Raw genomic sequence first — 17,370 nt, forward strand, 5'->3', positions numbered from 1 at the left:
AATTATCATTCGCATCTGTAGTTGAATAATTGCATTCTGCCCAAAGTATAAAATTCATTATGTCAGATACAAATTTTACTGCGACTGTACCTTTAGAATCTGCTCAATCAGAATTATCTCAGTCATCGCCTGTTTTATCATTGCACGAAAAAATCTTAGCAATCCGCAACGGCTTGCGCCAAGGACAACAACAAATGGCTGACTGGGAATCTGGGCCATTGGCGGTTTCGGCGGTTCCAGGTGCAGGTAAATCGACAGGTATGGCGGCGGCGGCGGCGATCGCCATCGCTCGTCAGTATGAACGCTTGGCGCAGTCACGTTCATCTGTTCACCGTCAGTTAGTAGTTGTTACTTTTACTCGTTCGGCGGCTGCCAATATTAAAGCGAAAATTCGGAAATATCTCCGTGAAGATTTATCTTTACCGCAAACAGGTTTTGCTGTCTACACATTACATGGTTTGGCACTAAATATAGCGAGTCGTTATCCTGATTTATCAAGTTTAGAGTTAGAAAATCTGACATTAATTACTCCTAGCCAAAGCCATCGTTTAATTCGCACAGCAGTCGAACAATGGATTAATAACAATCCTGAAAAATATTTCCGTTTACTGGAAGGACAACAATTTGACGGCGAAGAAACAGAAAGATTGCGTCGTCAATCTGTACTACGCACAGAAGTTTTACCAGATTTAGCAACTACAGTTATTCACGAAGCCAAAAGTTCGGGAATATCACCAGAACAACTGCAACAGTGGAGTGAACAAACATCAGATGAATATGCAATTTTAAGCATAGCGGCAGGGTTGTATGAACAATACCAAAACTTAATGCGATCGCGCGACTTCATCGACTACGACGATATGATTCTCGCCGCCCTGCGCGTCTTAGAAAATGACAGCGCCCGTCGCATCGAACAAAACCAAGTTTTCGCTGTCTTTGAAGACGAAGCCCAAGATTCTAGTCCACTCCAGACGAAACTGTTAGAAATATTAGCTTCTGATTCCGCCGAGGAAGCAGGGAAGCAAGAACATAATATCTTACTCAGCACTCAGCACTCAGCACTCAGCACTCAATACTCAGCACTTAACCTCGTAAGAGTGGGTGATCCTAACCAAGCAATTAACTCCACCTTTACACCAGCCGACCCAATTTATTTTCGGCAATTTTGCGAAGAGTGCGATCGCGTGGAAAAATTAGCAACGATGAATCAAGCTGGGCGCAGTACAAGAATTATCATTGCGGCGGCTAACTTCGCTTTGGAATGGGTGAATAGTTTTTATGGCGCGAAAAATCAAAAGTCACCACTTATTAATGCTGCTTCTCCTTTCCGTCCGCAGACAATTTATCCAGTTAGTACTAATGATCCGCAAAAAAATGCTAACCCAGCACCAGAAGGTAAAGGGCTGGAACTATATACCCCCCGTGATATTCATCACACAGTCGAACTGCTGGCTAAAAGAGTGGTTGAGTTATTTACGCCAGACCCCACAAATACCCGTGCGGCGGTGTTAGTGAGAGAAAATCGCCAAGGTCGATGGCTGGCTGAAATGCTTGCACCTGTATGTAAAGAGCATAAAATTACACTTTACGATGTGGGCGAACGCGATCGCCGTTCTCATGTACCCCAAGAAATTTTGGCATTACTGCAATTTTGCGATCGACCGCACTCACCAGATTACCTGAAAGCTGCCTTAGAAGTCTTAGTACAACGGCAATTAATTCCGACTCAAGACCTCAACGCCTTGGCTAGTTTACCAGAAGAATTTTTATATCCCGGCCCTTTAGCCGCACCCCAAGCAGAACCAGTCGAAAAAGCGGCTCACCTTTGCCGTAGCTTACTCCGCGCCCGTTTAGAACTACCGTTGTATCAATTAATTTCCTTTCTCGCTTTGGCTTTGAATTATGACCAAGCAGAATTAGCAACGGCTGACAAACTTGCAGAACGAGTTAATCAGCAAATAGCTGGTGGTAGTTCAATGGGTGCAATGCTGTCAGCTTTAAGCGAAATTGTCAATTCTGAACGCTTTGAGCCTGTGGAAACAGAAGATTTAGAAGCTCACTACACCCGTGCGAATCAATTGACCATCATTACCATGCACAAAGCTAAAGGGCTGGATTGGGACTATGTTTTCATTCCCTTTCTACATGAAAATTTGATTCCTGGTAGATTTTGGGTTCCGCCTCAAAGTCAGTTTTTAGGAGACTTCACCTTATCAGAAGTAGCACGCGCCCAAATTCGCGCGGCGCTCCACGGAGAATCTGGTATACCTGATGTCACCCAAGCTTGGGAACAAGCCAAACACCTAAAAACGGCTGAAGAGTATCGTTTACTTTATGTGGCGATGACACGCGCCAAGCGTCTGTTATGGATGTCTGCGGCGCAAAAAGCACCTTTCACTTGGAGTAAACCAGATAATTTACAAGAACAAGCACCTTGTCCGGTGTTTCCTGCATTAAAGCGACAGTTTCCTGAATCAGTGGAAGTATGAAGTGTGAAGTGTGAAGTATGAAAATTTTCTAATTTGACAAGAGATTTGGTGGTTTACATCGTGATACACCTGAAGATTATTTAACTATAAAATCAGGCAATTATACTACTCTAATAAGAATTTGTTCTGGTTGTCTCTGAAGCATTTGGAAGAATTACTTTATCTACCCAATCTCGATAATCACTAGGTTCAGTCAAGTTATATAAATAATCATATATTGCCTGATTTTCATACAATGCAGCACTATATAAAGCAGTATGTCCATCATCATCTTTTAAGTCTAAATTTGCTCCAGCTTCAACTAAGAGCTTTACAGTTTCTAAGTTTCCTGATCTCGCAACAGAAACTAAGAGAGGATCATACCAGCTATAGCGCCAGTTTACATTTGCCCCAGCATCAATTAAAACTTTTGCAATTTCTAGTTTTCCTTCTTCGATAGCAATTGCTAATGGGCTTTTTTCATTTATTTCTTGATTTATGGCTATACCATGCTTAATTAAATCCTGAATTTTGGTAAAATCAGATTCAAAAATTGCAGTAACTAGTTGTTCAGCTTCTTCCATAAACCAAAGCTCAAAATGATGAAACCATGTTTGATGCTCTAAATGTCTACACAGCTTAATTTTGTTTCAGATTTGATAATAAATAATTTAATCATTCTATATGAGAATATAAGAGGTTGTTTGAAAAGTATTGTCGGTAACATCAAAATTTAAAAAACCTAACCCCCCAAGCCCCCCTTCCCTACGAGGGAATGAGGGTTTCAAAGCCTCTCTCCGCTTCGGGGAGAGGTTTGGAGAGGGGTTTTTAATAGAATTTTAGACTTTTCAAACATACTCTAAAGCACACCGGAAGATTACCAAGCAACATCAGCAACAATCAACCTGCGACATCCGTCAACCCACCTAGAATAGCTACGCAAAAGTCAAAGGTCGAAAGGTTTGGCTTTTGGAAAAAGTATTTTTACTTACGCAGGTGTGACGGTATGAAATCAAATATAAAGTTATTTCCAATAATCAACAGCACCAGTAAGTTTCCCAGAGGTGTTGCTTTGACTCTGGCTTTAACAAGCCTATTATCTTTTGGACAGGGATTTACGAATAATTACTCAGCCGAAGCTGCTCCCGGTGGCGAACCAATACAACTATCTCAACGCTTACCTGACCACTTTCGTACTCGTACAACTCGACTACCGCAAGCAATTGCTAACTCCATAATTCGTGATGCGGCGCGACGTGCTGGAGTACCAAATGGTCAGGTGAGAATTACCCAAGCTACTCGCAAAACTTTTGGTAATCCCTGCATTTTTAACTTTGGCGAAGTTTGTACTAGGGAATATAACCCAATTCAAGGATGGGAAGTAATTGTCCGAGTTGAGGGACAGTCTTGGACTTACCACAGCAATCAATCTGGTTCTCAAATCGTTTTAGATCCAAATACTATTGACTCAGGTTCAGACAACAGCTATCAACTACCAAGAGCGATCGCAGATCGAATTTTACGAGATGCTTCCCGCCGTTCTGGTGTCAACACTAATAATTTACGAATTACCCAAGCTACTCGCAAAACCTTTGGTAATCCTTGCGAGTTTAACTTTGGCGAAGTTTGCACTAGAGAATATAACCCTATTCAAGGATGGGAAGTAATTGTCAGAGTTGAGGGACGGTCATGGACTTATCACGTTGATGAATCTGGCTCTCGTATCGTTTTAGATCCCCAAATTGCCGACTCAGACTCAGAAAACAGTTATCAATTACCAAGAGCGATCGCAGATAGAATTTTACGAGACGCGGCTCGTCGTTCGGGTGAGGATGAGAGGGATTTAAGAATTACCCAAGCTATCCGCAAAACCTTTAGCAATCCCTGCATTTTTAACTTTGGCGAGGTCTGTACTAGGGAATACAACCCCATCGAAGGATGGGAAGTGATTGTACGAGTACGTCGTCAGTCTTGGACTTATCATGTTGATGAATCTGGCTCTCGTATAGTTTTAGACCCAGACATTGCGCGGTAGCAGGACTTACGCACCAAGATTGTCTGTTAAAAATGGGTGTAAGGATATGAGGGTTTTGAACACCTACACCCATTTTCTAATTTAACTACTTAGCTAACTTTTCATTACTAGTTTTTAACTTGGGATAAGCAATGCGTTTATGGTTGAATTGCTGCCAAACTTCTACAAAAATTTGGGCAATTTCTGTCATTTCATCTCGCGTTAGTCCTGAGTCTAGTAATTGATTGTCTTGCCATCTCGCACGCAGAATATTATTCAGTGTAGTTAAAGCTTGTTCGGGTGTAACTTCTTTAAGCGATCGCAGTGCAGCTTCACAAGCATCTGCCAACATCACAATTCCTGTTTCCCGCGATTGAGGAATTGGTCCGTTGTAGCGAAAATCAGCTTCATCTACTATTAAGCTGGGATCTGCTTGAGCTTGCTGCTGTGCTTGATGATAAAAATAAGCAATCAGCATTGTTCCCTGATGTTCGGGAATAAAAGCTTGAATCGCTGTTGGTAAAAGGTGTTTACGTGCCATCACTAACCCTTCACTGACGTGCTTTTTAATAATTTCGGCACTTTCCCAAGGGTCTTTAATTTCTGTTTCGTGTTTATTTGGCCCCCCCATTTGGTTTTCAATAAAACCTAAAGGGTCGTGCATTTTACCAATATCGTGGTAAAGAGTACCCGCCCTGACTAGTTCGACATTACATCCCAACTTTTTAGCAGCAGCTTCGGCAAGGGTAGCGACAAATAAGGTGTGTTGAAAAGTTCCTGGAGTTTCTGTGGCGAGTTTTTTTAATAAGGGACGATTGGGGTTTGCCAGTTCAGCTAACCGAATCGGAGTGACTAAATCAAATAGTTTTTCTAAATAGGGACTTACGCCTAAGGCGACGATACTCCAAGCCAAACCCGATAAAGCAAATAATCCGGCTTCTTGAAAGACCATATACCAGCCTGTACCAAATGCTGCACCGATGAATAAACTAAAAATTAGGTAAACACTACCTTGAGTTGCCGCAATCGCTACACCTAACAATGCTAATTCTTCCCGCGATCGCAGTCTTTGGGCGATACAACTACCTAATATCCCTCCAGCTGCACCTGCTACCAGCGCTATCTTACTTACTTCCAAACTTGTAGGTATAACTAGCAACAATAGTCCTACGACTGTTGTACCCAAAGTTGGCCCATAAAAGCTTCCTAACAGCAAACCAAGAGCGCTCCATGTAGTATGAATTATACCCATTGCGATCGCTCCTGGTGTACTCAAAGTCAGCAGTAATATTAATAGGCGATCGCGTTGTCGTAATCGATACTTGTTTTGCTTTTCTACCCAAACAAAAATTCCAATTGCGCCTGTAATGATCACTGCTAACTTCGCCAACCCTGGCCAGTTATTTTCTCGGCGAATTAATTTATACTCCTCCAGAACATCAAACTGCCACTCAGTAATTTTTTGTCCTTGACGGACAATCACATCACCTTGCTTGACCGACACTATTACAGGTGAGACTTCTGATGCTGCTTGTTGAGCCTGTAGTTTGGTTCTTTCTTCATCTCGTTTTAAATTAGGCTTCAACACTGTCAACAACAACTTAGTTGCTAAAGCTTCTGCATCTTTTGGCACAACAGCTTTTACATGTAGTCTTACTGCATCTTGTAAAGTTTTGTCGGGGAGTCCTTCCGGAATTCCCTGAGTGAGAATCCGCTCAGCAATTTGGCGAACTTCTGTGTAAGTAGTTGACCAATCATCATCTGATAAATCTAAGATTACAGTCTCTTGATAAACTGTTTCTGGATTAGTTGTTGCTAATTGTGAAAGTTGAGACTTAGCTTGGATATAGGCTTGGCGAACTTGAGATATTTGCTGCACCAATGAAAGTAAGTTTTGGGACGAGGTGGTAATGCGGTAAGCATCCAACTCTCCCACTGCTAGTTGGAAGTCTTTGTTTTGAGTAGTATCAACAGGTTTAACTTCCTCAGATGGTAGAGGCTGGGTGAGGTTAGTCGGTGAACGATGCTGGTAAATGGATGAACCCGTTGCAGATGGAAATAAAGGGAGATATTTGGAAGGGTTAAATTTTTGTTTTGTGCTGAGGTTTTGTTGCTGGCGGAGACTAGTTTGATTATTTGGTACAAGCTCTAATTTCTGTTTACTCTTATTTTCTACAGCTACTAGTAGCGCTTTCCATTCTGAGTCAGAACAAGCACGTAGATACTGCTGGGTAGCTATCGACAACGCTGAGGTCTCAAAAAAAGGAAAAGATCCAGCAGTAGAACGAAGTTCATTACCTTGATCTAGAAGTTGTTGCAAATCTTGGTTAATATCAGCGGTTATTTGCGCATCGAGCATTAGTATCGGTACAGAACTTCTACTAACAGCTTTGCGTCGAGCTTGAGTTTGTTGTTTATCTTCAATGCTTGTAGAATAAGGCGCTTTGAAAGTTTGTGGTGCTGGAGTGCCTATTTGCAGTTGGGGTTGGTTGTATAGCTTATGACCTAGTACCCCTGTAAGAGACACAACTGCGATCGCAAAAACCACAGAAGAACGCTTTTGATGTACCCAGCCTAAACCGACTGCACTAATTCCAGTCTGAGTTTTGATCGATTTTGCCATTGATCTGGATACCGTTGCTCGTTTATGGTGTTTGCTGCTGTTACTAATTTTTAACAAAAACAGACGAAAGTTACTGAAAACATTTGTTTGATGTTGACCACGAAAGTTTTGGCTATTTTGACTTTTCTTAACTAGCCAATGCACTGGACGAAATTTTATTGTGTAACATCGCCAGTTAGTTAATTGCTGGGTTAAGGACTGAAAAAATTGCTGCTTTTTCATGACCTCTGGCTACTGATTTTGATAGCTCAGAACAAAATTTTCTTAAGAAAAGTTTAAGCTTTAATCGAAAGTAATTAACAAAAATTAGTTAGGATATCTGTCTACAGAATTAGGTGGAGGTAAAAATTAAAACAAAAATAAAAAACTCTAAGTCTAAGTGCTGCTTGGACTAATAAGTGTTATTTACTGTTGATCACTTTATTAACGTGACCGAATGACGCGTGGTGCAGCAAAGACAGAAACAGAATTTTGTTTGTCAAGCATAATACATCCTTCTGGGGAAAAATGTTTTGGATGTAGGGACAGGTTATATACTCCTGACCACACGGTTAAAAGTGCATCGGTCAATTCTAGCATTTGCGGAAAATTGACCAGTATCCCAGTAAAATAATCGGGTGATGAATGTAAAACTCTCCACTGGGTAGGAATTCCTGCTGTACTGTTGTAAGCTCCAGATAAAGCTCCTGCGATCGCACCTATAGTTTGCGAAGGTAAAAGCCGAGTTGGATGGAGAGTTGCCCGTAAAACTGTTAAGCGAAAGTCGTCCAAAGTACTTAGAAAGCAGTAAAATGCCATTGCGATCGCACTGCTGGTTTTGTCTTGTGTAGTTAACTCTGTTTTAGCTCTTTCTAACCCAGCGTGTTTAGTTAACAAATCATTAACTTGTAATAATTTTTTTGGTAATGATGTTGGTGTTTCGCCAATAAAACTAATTATTTGAGGTACAAGAGTTTGAGAATCTAATTTTTCGGTTAAAGATAAAGCGATCGTATATCCTATTGCTAATATTCCATCTCGTACAACTAAGTCATCTCCCCAGAGTTGGTACGTAGCTAGAAGATTAGATCGCAATTTGAGCAGATTGTCATGAAAAAAAAGTGCCACTGGTAAGGTGGCTAAAATTATTTCTGAAGAGACACTATTATTTGCATTGAAATTAGGTAATTCTTGTTGCTGACGTTGTTTCCAGTCATCTAAATCTAATTTGCCTAATGCAATCAGACTTTCAGTACCCAGAAATATTAATTTACCAATATCAGAGAAAGCTTGAAGTTGTTGTTCTCCTGACTTGGCTAAATTTGCACCTAATAAAGCTCCCAGTAAAGTACCTCTAAATCGACTGAAAAGTGAATAGCGCATATTTCTGAAGTATGAAGTGTAAAGGATGAAGTATGAAGTTGAACGTAGAAACTGTTACGTTTTTTTCAGAAATAGGATTTAGGAATGAAAATTTAGTATCAATACTGTGCGATTATACCCGCATCAAATGAAAAATACAGTGAAAATTATTGGTAGTGGGTCTTTTTCCCATTAATTGATTCTAAATTCTTAATTCTACTTCTGAATACTTCTTTAACCTTCAGCCTTTAGTCTTTATCTTTCATTCTTTCGCAAATGATGCACTAAAGCCTGTAAGCCTAACAAATAACTTTGTTCACCAAAACCGCTGATTTGTCCAATAACTACAGGCGCTATATAAGAGTGATGGCGAAAATCTTCTCGACGGTAAATATTGCTTAGATGTACTTCTACTGTTGGTAAATTAACTGCTGCGATCGCATCTCTTAGTGCCACACTTGTATGTGTATATGCCCCAGCATTAATCAAAATTCCTTGGTGTTTACCTAAAGCATCATGAATTGCGTCTACCAAAGCCCCTTCATGATTAGACTGCATGGTATCAACGCTCACTTGCATCTCTACCGCTTTTTCTTGCAATAAACGGTTAATTTCAGCCAAAGTTACAGCACCATAAATTCCAGGCTCTCTCTGTCCCAGCAAATTTAGGTTTGGCCCATGCAGTACCAAAATGCTTAAAGGTTGCACCCTCAATTTTCCGTCCCTTCAAATTTAACGACGACGGGAACGTTCATTGACTGGAATCGGAATCAGTTCCGGTTCCGGTTCAGCTTCTGGCCCCAGCAGGGCTTCAATCAGCTTGCGTGCCATTTCCTTCAGCTTTTCCAGTACCTTTTCTATATAGTCCATGAACTGACCGCTCCTGAGTTACTACCTATTGTAATTAACAGCTACGCGGAAATTGGCTTAATCTTACACGTTTTGCTGCTAACCTGGCTGAACCAGAATTTGGGATTCCGAGTTTTAGCCACTTTAAAAGTTGAGAGTTGTGATTTCCCTTACTTTTTAGAGTATCACATCTGCAACCCAATGAACTGCATCTAGCTAAGGATGGGTATATTGGAGAAATAGTCAAGAGTCAATGGTCAATAGTTTTTAGTTTTGACTATGGACTGTTGACTATAAACTCTTGACCATCTTACGCATCATTCTTTTTTGCAGTAGTCTTGGATGCCTTGGTAGTTGATTTAGCCCGTGTGCTAGTTGTTTTGCTTGTCTTGCGGGTAGATTTTTTAGATGACGAAGTTTTACTGGCTAACAATTCCAGGGCTATAGATAGTGTCATATCTTCTACCGATTGTCCTTCGGGGATACTCACGTTAGTTTTGCCATGCTTGATATAAGGGCCGTAGGGGCCATCGTAGATATTAACGGGTGAATCGTCTTCTGGATGGTTACCTAATTCACGTAACGCCGCTTTGGATTTACTGTTAGCAGAACTCCGCCCTTTTTTCGGTTCTGATAATATTTCCAAAGCTCGTTCTAAAGAAACTGTTAAAACATTATCCGCAGCTTTTAAAGAACGGTAGTCTTTGCCTTCTTTGCCTTGGTCATGAACTATGTAAGGCCCATAGGGGCCGATACTAGCTTGAATTCTGCCACCTGTAGCTGGGTGTGTTCCCAAGGTGCGGGGAAGTGCTAAAAGACCGACAGCCATTTCGAGAGTGACGTTTTCTTGCGGCACGTTTTTGGGAATGGAAGCTTGTTTAGGTTTAGGATTTTCTTCTGTTTTGTCGCCCAATTGGACGTAAGGGCCATAAGTTCCAATTTTGATATAAATCGGCTCACCTGTTTCTGGGTGACGACCGAGTTCATCAGGGCCAGTAGTTTTTTGCTTCAGTAAAACTTCTACTTGTTTAGGGTCGAGGTCAGCGGGTGTTAAATCTTTAGGAATGGATGCTGTAACTACCCCTTCACCATTTTCTACTTCAATATAAGGCCCGTATTTGCCAATGCGGACTTTTGCCTCTAAATTTTCTAGTTCTACGGTTCTCGCTTTATTGGCATCAATTTGACTTTTTTGTTCTTTGACTAATGTTTCTAAACCTTTGTCACCCAGATAAAATTCTCGGAGGTAAGGTAGCCAGTTAACTTCCCCTTCTGCTATGTCATCTAAGGTTTGCTCCATTTTGGAGGTAAAACCAGGGTCAACAATATCGGGGAAATGTTTTTCTAATAAACTGGTGACGGCAAAGGCGGTAAAGGTCGGAATTAAAGCATTATTCACCAATTGGGCATAACCTTTATCAATAATTGTGCCAATAATGCTGGCGTAGGTACTCGGACGACCAATACCTTCACTTTCTAAGGTTTTTACTAAGGTAGCTTCGGTGTATCGGGCTGGTGGTTGGGTTTCGTGGCCAACTGCTTCTAGTTCTTTACAATTTGGATGATCCCCGACTTTTAGGTTGGGCAAAATGATTTCTTGGTCTTCTAATGCAGCTTCGGGATCGTCAGAACCTTCGACGTAAGCGCGTAAGTAACCAGGAAAGTCTATGCGTTTACCAGAGGAACGGAAGCCTGCATCCTCGACTTGCAACTGCACGGTAATTTGAGTTTGACGAGAGTCAGCCATTTGACAGGCGACGGTACGCTTCCAAATTAAGTCGTAGACAGCTAGTTCTCGACCGCTTAAGCCTGTTTCTTGGGGTGTGCGGAAGGTGTTACCTGCTGGACGGATAGCTTCGTGGGCTTCTTGTGCGCCTTTAGATTTGGTGGTGTATTGCCGGGGTTGGGGGCTGAGATATTGCTTACCGTAAAGCTTTTCTACACAATCACGGGCAGCTGCGATCGCCTGTTCTGACAAATGCACCGAGTCTGTACGCATATAGGTAATATACCCTTGCTCGTACAAGTTTTGCGCAATCCGCATGGTATCCCGTGCTGAAAGGCGAAGTTTGCGGTTTGATTCTTGTTGCAAGGTTGAAGTCGTAAATGGTGGCGCAGGTTTGCGAGTCACTGGCCGTTCCTCCATCTCGGTGACATTCCAGGTTTTGCCTGTCAGCCTTTCTTTGAGCGCCACAGCATCGGCTTCTGTGAGTAATACCACATTGCGTCCGGCAGCAATTTGTCCAGTGTTGGGGTCAAAATCACTGCCGTTAGCTACTTTTGTGCCACCCAAGGTAACTAACTGGGAGGTAAACGGTGCTTTTTCCTGCTCTAAGTACGCTTTTAAATCCCAATATGTCCCTTCACGGAAGGCTCGGCGTTGGCGTTCCTTTTTCACTAATAATCGCACTGCTACTGACTGCACTCGCCCAGCCGACAATCCCCAGGCGATTTTTTCCCACAGCAGCGGAGACAGTGTATATCCAACCAAACGATCTAAAATCCGTCGTGTTTCTTGAGCGCGTACTAACTGCTCATCAATAGTGCGGCAGTTTTTCAAAGCTTTTTTAATCGCCTCTTGGGTGATTTCGTGAAACACCATCCGCTTGGTGGGAACCTTGGGCTTAAGCAATTGGTATAAATGCCAACTGATGCTTTCTCCTTCCCGGTCTTCGTCAGTTGCCAGGATGAGTTCGGTTGCCTCTTTCAGGGCATCTTTGAGCTGAGTAACAACTTTCTTTTTGTCTTTGGGGACAACATACACCGGTTCAAAGTCTGCGTCCACATTTACCCCTAGCTGCGCCCATTTCTCCCCTTTGATGGTCGTGGGGATTTCACTTGCTGACTGGGGTAGGTCACGGACATGACCCATAGACGCTTCTACCCGATAGTCTTTTGGCAGGTAGTTGCGAATGGTACGAGCTTTAGTGGGAGATTCGACGATGACGAGAGTTGACATGGAAATTTCAAAAAAAAGAATAGCTGCTAAGCTAAACAGTCAAATTGAAGCAATTTCTGTGAAATGTCAAGAGAAAATTCGAGCTTGGGGGCTGTGAATTCATCCTCACACAAACTGCCTGTGAAGGCGAAAATTCGCAAAACTTCAGATGCAGTCTTTCTTAGAGCATAGAATATGGAAACGTTGGCGGTGAATTGCCAACTATTTCAATCTTTAACTTATCTAGGGCATAATTGGCGACTACCGTTGGCAAATTACTGCTGAAGTTTAATGCTGCTCTACTTTTTCACATTCCTTAAGTCGGGAACCAAAGAATTAAACACAGAGTTCTGAGTTTGGCTGTCTAGATGGGTAATGGTACTTGAAACAATGTCAGGAATATAAATTGATACTAATGGATTTTCTCTGACTGGTATGCTGCTCCCTTTATATTTTTATAGGTTATGCCAAAATCAAACTTTGAGATGAAAACAAAGTAGGGTTAATTCTCTGTTGCTAGGAACTAAGACTATGAGAGCGATTCGTCAAGGTGATGTTATTTTACTCCCTGTACAGCAAGTTGATGGACAAAAGCTATCTCATTTAATTTTGGCAGAAGGTGAAGTCACAGGACACAAGCATCGAATTAGTGAAGGACAGGCAGAATTGTTACAAAAAGATGGAAATTTTTATCTACGTGTTTTATCAAAGACGGCGTTATTAACTCATGAAGAACATCAAGCAATTCCTATCCCGCAAGGTAACTGGATAGTCAAAATTCAGCGTGAATATGAACCGGAAGGGTGGCGATATGTCGCTGATTGAAAAACTAACGCCCGAACAAGAGGCTTTGATTCCAGTTTATCGAGAAAAATGGCGAAAAATTGCGCTGTCTACGGAACGGATTGATAGAGAGAAAGCGGCTGATGCTGTGAAAGCTGTTTATAAAATTCTGGGTTTCGATGAGCCTGAAATTGTATTTTTTGATAGTCCTTATACAGCCTTAAAAGAGTTTCGTTTCCAATTAGACAAGTCTGTATTTAAGCAAGAGACTTATAAGATTGAAGAAAAATTAATTTATCCGCTCAAAAAATATATATATTCTCAAATACCAAGTAAAAAAATAGGAAGTTCACTTAATCAAGAAATTATTAATATCTTAAGCGGTGATATAGATGAAATATTTAGTTGGATTATTTTTGACAAACTCGACCAAGACATTTGTAACTTAAATGAAGAATTATATATTTGTATTTTTCATTTACAGTGTATCTTAACAGAACGATGCTTAATTGACGTTAGTTATATTGATTTTTGTATATCTGAATTAAATTGCGATTTCTCTCAACAAGATTGGTTGGTGTTACAAAATTTAGTTAAAAATTGTGGTTGGATTTTTCCTGATGAGCATATAGCGATTATATGCGATCGCCCGATTCATATCCGCTTCGATAATCAAAACCTCCTCCACGCCGAAGGTGAACCTGCAATTGAATATGCTGATGGCTATAGCCTTTATTCTTATCACGGTGTCACCTTACCTGAAAAATACGGTAAGATTCATCCACATCAATGGGAAGCCCAATGGCTATTAACAGAAACAAATGCTGAACTTCGGCGCGTGTTGATTCAAGGTATTGGTTACAGCCGTATTTGCCAAGAGTTACAAGTTATTGAATTAGATAATTGGGCTGGATATACCCTTTTAAGAATTGATAATAATATTGATATTGAACCGATTTTGTTATTAAAAATGACTTGTCCCAGTACAGGTTTTATTCATGTCTTACGTGTTCCCTCAAATATGGTATCAGCCCGTGAAGCGATTCGCTGGGTTAATTGGGGACTTGAGCCAGATGATTTTATAATAGAAACTTGAAAGGTATAAATTTAATTAACCTCTTCCCAACCCCTCTCCGACGCGGATAGGAGCTTAAATATCATGAGTTTTTAATACGGAAATAAGCTTTTAAAGCCTTTCTTTTCGCAGGAGAGAGGTGTGGAGAGGGGTTTTAAAAATTTGTATAAATCAAATTAAATTAATCGATAATATCAATCTTGGCAACTCAACCAGAAAATACACCACAACCTAATATTTTCACACCTCACTATACTCAAAATTACGGCTCAATATATTTAGGCGATAGTCTGCAACTAATTAAATTTTTGCCAGAAAGCAGCGTTAACTTGATTCTGACATCGCCTCCTTTTGCTTTGACTCGCAAAAAAGAATATGGTAATGAAAGCGCAGAAAAATATATTGAGTGGTTTCTGCCTTTTGCTGATGAATTCAAAAGAGTTTTGACAGATGATGGTTCGTTTATTTTAGATTTAGGTGGTGCTTATCTTCCTGGTAATCCTGTACGGAGTCTTTACCAGTATGAACTATTGCTGAGATTGTCTAAGGAAGTTGGCTTTTTTTTGGCACAAGAATTTTACCATTACAACCCAGCACGACTACCTACCCCGGCTGAGTGGGTAACAATTAGAAGAATCCGGGTAAAAGATGCGGTTAATGTTGTTTGGTGGTTGTCTAAAACACCACATCCTAAAGCGGATAATCGAAAAGTTTTAAAGCCTTATAGCCAAAGTATGCAGCGATTACTCAAAAATGGCTATGAAGCTAAAATGCGTCCTAGTGGACATGAAATTTCTGATAAATTCCAAAAAGATAATCAGGGTGCAATTCCACCCAATTTATTAGAAATTCCCAACACAGAATCAAATAGTGCTTATTTACGTCGTTGTAAAGCTTTAGGAATTCAGCCCCATCCGGCGCGTTTCCCTCAGGGGTTTGCTGAATTTTTTATCAAATTTTTAACAGAAGAAGGTGATCTGGTTTTAGATCCATTTGCTGGTTCCAACACAACTGGTTTTGTTGCTGAGACTTTAAAACGCCAATGGATTTCTTTTGAAATTAATCAAGATTATGTTTTAGGGAGTCGTTGTCGCTTTGTTGAGTAGCCAAATCTAATTGAGAGTTTAAAGTTAAAACCGAGAAATTTTTACTTAAATCTCTCCATCCACTTGCATTTTATGAACCTGATCTGCCAATTCTTGACGATTTTGATCGTCAAGCTTGTCAATCGCTAACATCCCCATGAGGATGACTTCTTTGAGAGTTAAACGAGTTGAATGTGCCTGTTTTTGCACAATCTCCTTAATAATCGGACTAACACCGATCGCTGTACTAGCTCTAGCCACAGAACAAATGTATAACATTCTAGACACCGCCTAAATCTTAGCATTTCCCTTGAAGTTGTTGTAAATAACTTATATTGAATTTAACTTTCTTAAAAAGAATAATTATTTATATAAGCGTAATTGCTGTGCTTTTAACAAGTTTTACCTTCATTTTTAGCTATTTTTGCAGCGTTCGTATTTAATTGACAAAATCTTAAGTATATACGTATTTCATGATAAATTTTAAACTCGGTATGCAGATAGCGATCGCTGCCATAACTTAACTCTTGCCTGAATTATGAAAGCTCCATTATTAACTAGTTTAGGGGAAATATTTTAGTCAAATAATATTCTTCACACACTTACGCCATAAATATGCTTAGTACTTTTCAATACTTGCTACACTAGTAATATTAGCTTCCGTAGATATCATGACTCTGTAAATCAAAATATAAAGTATCTGCAAAGAGCAAAATCTGGAAAAATTTAATTATATTACTCCAAAAATTTTGAGTTTTTGCAGCTTCACGTATGGCTAAATCTGCTAATTAACTAGGTGACAAACCATCCTCAGTGCTTCAGCAAAATCATCTGTGTCGCTTAAATGATCTTACTGTGCTAAAAGTTGCTTTAAAGAGAATATGAAAAACGAATATAAACTTGATAAACTACTTTACAGTACTACGTAGAGTGGATAAAAATAATAACTTAACTACCAAAATTCATCCTGAATACAGGTAACTGATGCTGTCATAAGGAAAAGTACTAAGTATGAGGAAAAATAAAGCGATGAGGCACAATTATCTGTTGACAGCCTGCGTGTTAACAGGATTGATAATACCAGCATCGACTATTCCACATCTGTCGAGTATTTTGGCAGTAAATTCTAGTTTTCTGTGGTATTCAAAACATAATTCACTGTCAACATTAGAACTAAAAAATGGTACTAATATTGATAAATCTTTACCAGAATTTAGTGACCAATCTTTACATAATTTAAAAACTTTACAATCAACAGTAGACTCAAGGATTGATACTTTATCATCCGAATTTAGCAGTCAAGTTTTGCAGCCTGTAGAACATACACAGCCAATAGTCCAAGAGAAAAACGTTTCTCATATTGATGAATCTTCTCTAGAAATTAGTGAGCAGGGTTTTTTAGCACCAATAGAATCATTATTTGAGCGTAGACACCAAACGCCGAATGTGCCTTTAGTTTCAGGTTATCAACTTTATTACCAAAGATTAGCAGCCTTAAAAACTGGTCAAATTTATACACGTATATATGATGATTCACCGTCTTCTGCTGAATTAGGTAAAAAGCACCAGCTAACTTATGAAGACTGGAAAAATTTATTAGCTTTAGAAGCCAAAGCAGTTACTAAAGGACAAGGCCACAATTATCTGAGCATTATAGTTGGGGATTCATTAAGTATGTGGTTTCCCCCTGAAAAACTCCCCAGTGGCAAACTATGGCTAAATCAAGGTATATCTGGTGATACTTCTGGTGGAATTTTAAAAAGATTAGGAGCATTTTCTGCCACAAGGCCAGAAAGTATTTATATCATGGCTGGAATTAACGATTTACGCAAAGGTTTAAGTGATGAAACAATTTTGCGTAATCATCGCCAAATTATTCGCAATTTAAGGCAAGCTCACCCAAAAACTCAAATAATTGTGCAATCAATTCTACCGACAAGTTTACCAACAATTTCTAATAGTCGAATTCGTCGAATTAATTCACAACTTGCTCTCATTGCTAAACAAGAGGGTGCTAATTATTTAAATATTCACGGTTGGTTTACAGATTTTGAAGGTAATTTACGTCCAGAGTTGACGACAGATGGGTTACATCTATCTCGTGAGGGATATGATGTTTGGCGTTCTGCACTTGAACAAGTGGAGTTCAAGCTTACTCAGCGTGAACAAGAGAGATTGCGATCGCAATATTAAA

General features: G+C 40.1%; 13 protein-coding genes. 6 read left to right on the top strand and 7 right to left on the bottom strand.

What is annotated here, in order from left to right; translation table 11 throughout:
- The first annotated feature begins 59 nt into the window (after window positions 1-59).
- Window positions 60-2,489: an ATP-dependent helicase gene (locus ACMX3D_RS21185; RefSeq protein WP_482747807.1), complete on the top strand. Its 2,430-nt coding sequence runs from the start codon at window positions 60-62 to the stop codon at window positions 2,487-2,489.
- Between the two features lie 110 nt (window positions 2,490-2,599).
- On the opposite strand, the gene ACMX3D_RS21190 is transcribed toward ACMX3D_RS21185, so the two are convergent.
- Complete coding sequence (locus tag ACMX3D_RS21190; protein ID WP_482747808.1) at window positions 2,600-3,052, bottom strand: ankyrin repeat domain-containing protein; 453 nt, start codon at window positions 3,050-3,052, stop codon at window positions 2,600-2,602.
- A gap of 422 nt (window positions 3,053-3,474) precedes the next feature.
- Here ACMX3D_RS21190 and ACMX3D_RS21195 point away from each other — a divergent pair, with 422 nt between their 5' ends.
- Window positions 3,475-4,503, top strand: a complete 1,029-nt coding sequence (locus ACMX3D_RS21195) for a hypothetical protein (RefSeq protein ID WP_482747809.1) — start codon at window positions 3,475-3,477, stop codon at window positions 4,501-4,503.
- Window positions 4,504-4,588: 85 nt separating this feature from the next.
- Here ACMX3D_RS21195 and ACMX3D_RS21200 read toward each other — a convergent pair whose 3' ends face one another.
- The 5 genes from ACMX3D_RS21200 to topA form a co-directional block, all read right to left on the bottom strand.
- Window positions 4,589-7,327 (bottom strand): HD family phosphohydrolase, encoded by a 2,739-nt coding sequence (locus ACMX3D_RS21200; protein ID WP_482747810.1) that lies wholly within the window; start codon window positions 7,325-7,327, stop codon window positions 4,589-4,591.
- A 201-nt stretch (window positions 7,328-7,528) separates the two neighbouring features.
- A complete protein-coding gene (locus ACMX3D_RS21205; protein ID WP_482747811.1) occupies window positions 7,529-8,467 on the bottom strand; it encodes an ADP-ribosylglycohydrolase family protein in 939 nt (312 codons plus the stop codon).
- A 234-nt stretch (window positions 8,468-8,701) separates the two neighbouring features.
- Window positions 8,702-9,154 (bottom strand): type II 3-dehydroquinate dehydratase, encoded by a 453-nt coding sequence (gene aroQ / locus ACMX3D_RS21210; protein WP_482747812.1) that lies wholly within the window; start codon window positions 9,152-9,154, stop codon window positions 8,702-8,704.
- A 24-nt stretch (window positions 9,155-9,178) separates the two neighbouring features.
- Entirely contained in the window at window positions 9,179-9,277 is a 99-nt protein-coding gene (locus tag ACMX3D_RS21215) for a DNA topoisomerase I (protein ID WP_162491113.1), read from the bottom strand.
- A 328-nt stretch (window positions 9,278-9,605) separates the two neighbouring features.
- Window positions 9,606-12,254, bottom strand: coding sequence for a type I DNA topoisomerase (topA, locus tag ACMX3D_RS21220; protein ID WP_482747813.1), 2,649 nt, complete (start codon window positions 12,252-12,254; stop codon window positions 9,606-9,608).
- A gap of 510 nt (window positions 12,255-12,764) precedes the next feature.
- Between topA and ACMX3D_RS21225 the strand changes: the two genes are divergently transcribed.
- The 3 genes from ACMX3D_RS21225 (at window position 12,765) to ACMX3D_RS21235 (ending at window position 15,197) form a co-directional block, all read left to right on the top strand.
- Complete coding sequence (locus ACMX3D_RS21225; RefSeq protein WP_482747814.1) at window positions 12,765-13,058, top strand: hypothetical protein; 294 nt, start codon at window positions 12,765-12,767, stop codon at window positions 13,056-13,058.
- A complete protein-coding gene (locus ACMX3D_RS21230; RefSeq protein WP_482747815.1) occupies window positions 13,045-14,112 on the top strand; it encodes a DUF6745 domain-containing protein in 1,068 nt (355 codons plus the stop codon). The genes ACMX3D_RS21225 and ACMX3D_RS21230 overlap by 14 nt, the downstream gene beginning before the upstream one ends.
- A 179-nt stretch (window positions 14,113-14,291) precedes the next feature.
- Window positions 14,292-15,197 (top strand): DNA-methyltransferase, encoded by a 906-nt coding sequence (locus ACMX3D_RS21235; protein ID WP_482747816.1) that lies wholly within the window; start codon window positions 14,292-14,294, stop codon window positions 15,195-15,197.
- 45 nt (window positions 15,198-15,242) lie between these two features.
- Here the strand turns inward: ACMX3D_RS21235 and ACMX3D_RS21240 are convergent, their stop codons facing one another.
- On the bottom strand, window positions 15,243-15,455 hold the full coding sequence (locus ACMX3D_RS21240; RefSeq protein ID WP_015113380.1) for a hypothetical protein: 213 nt from the start codon (window positions 15,453-15,455) through the stop codon (window positions 15,243-15,245).
- A 750-nt stretch (window positions 15,456-16,205) separates the two neighbouring features.
- Between ACMX3D_RS21240 and ACMX3D_RS21245 the strand changes: the two genes are divergently transcribed.
- Window positions 16,206-17,369, top strand: coding sequence for an SGNH/GDSL hydrolase family protein (locus ACMX3D_RS21245; protein WP_482752393.1), 1,164 nt, complete (start codon window positions 16,206-16,208; stop codon window positions 17,367-17,369).
- Window position 17,370: the final 1 nt, after the last annotated feature.

The organism is Anabaena sp. TISTR 8404, assembly GCF_056847745.1.

What these genes read in the sequence shown, in the direction of transcription:
- ACMX3D_RS21245 (WP_482752393.1), top strand. Translation starts at nt 16,206, where the DNA reads ATGAGGCACAATTATCTGTTGACAGCCTGCGTGTTAACAGGATTGATA.
- topA (WP_482747813.1), bottom strand. Translation starts at nt 12,254, where the DNA reads ATGTCAACTCTCGTCATCGTCGAATCTCCCACTAAAGCTCGTACCATT.
- ACMX3D_RS21185 (WP_482747807.1), top strand. Translation starts at nt 60, where the DNA reads ATGTCAGATACAAATTTTACTGCGACTGTACCTTTAGAATCTGCTCAA.
- ACMX3D_RS21230 (WP_482747815.1), top strand. Translation starts at nt 13,045, where the DNA reads ATGTCGCTGATTGAAAAACTAACGCCCGAACAAGAGGCTTTGATTCCA.
- ACMX3D_RS21190 (WP_482747808.1), bottom strand. Translation starts at nt 3,052, where the DNA reads ATGGAAGAAGCTGAACAACTAGTTACTGCAATTTTTGAATCTGATTTT.
- ACMX3D_RS21215 (WP_162491113.1), bottom strand. Translation starts at nt 9,277, where the DNA reads ATGGCACGCAAGCTGATTGAAGCCCTGCTGGGGCCAGAAGCTGAACCG.
- ACMX3D_RS21225 (WP_482747814.1), top strand. Translation starts at nt 12,765, where the DNA reads ATGAGAGCGATTCGTCAAGGTGATGTTATTTTACTCCCTGTACAGCAA.
- ACMX3D_RS21200 (WP_482747810.1), bottom strand. Translation starts at nt 7,327, where the DNA reads ATGAAAAAGCAGCAATTTTTTCAGTCCTTAACCCAGCAATTAACTAAC.
- ACMX3D_RS21195 (WP_482747809.1), top strand. Translation starts at nt 3,475, where the DNA reads ATGAAATCAAATATAAAGTTATTTCCAATAATCAACAGCACCAGTAAG.
- ACMX3D_RS21205 (WP_482747811.1), bottom strand. Translation starts at nt 8,467, where the DNA reads ATGCGCTATTCACTTTTCAGTCGATTTAGAGGTACTTTACTGGGAGCT.
- ACMX3D_RS21240 (WP_015113380.1), bottom strand. Translation starts at nt 15,455, where the DNA reads ATGTTATACATTTGTTCTGTGGCTAGAGCTAGTACAGCGATCGGTGTT.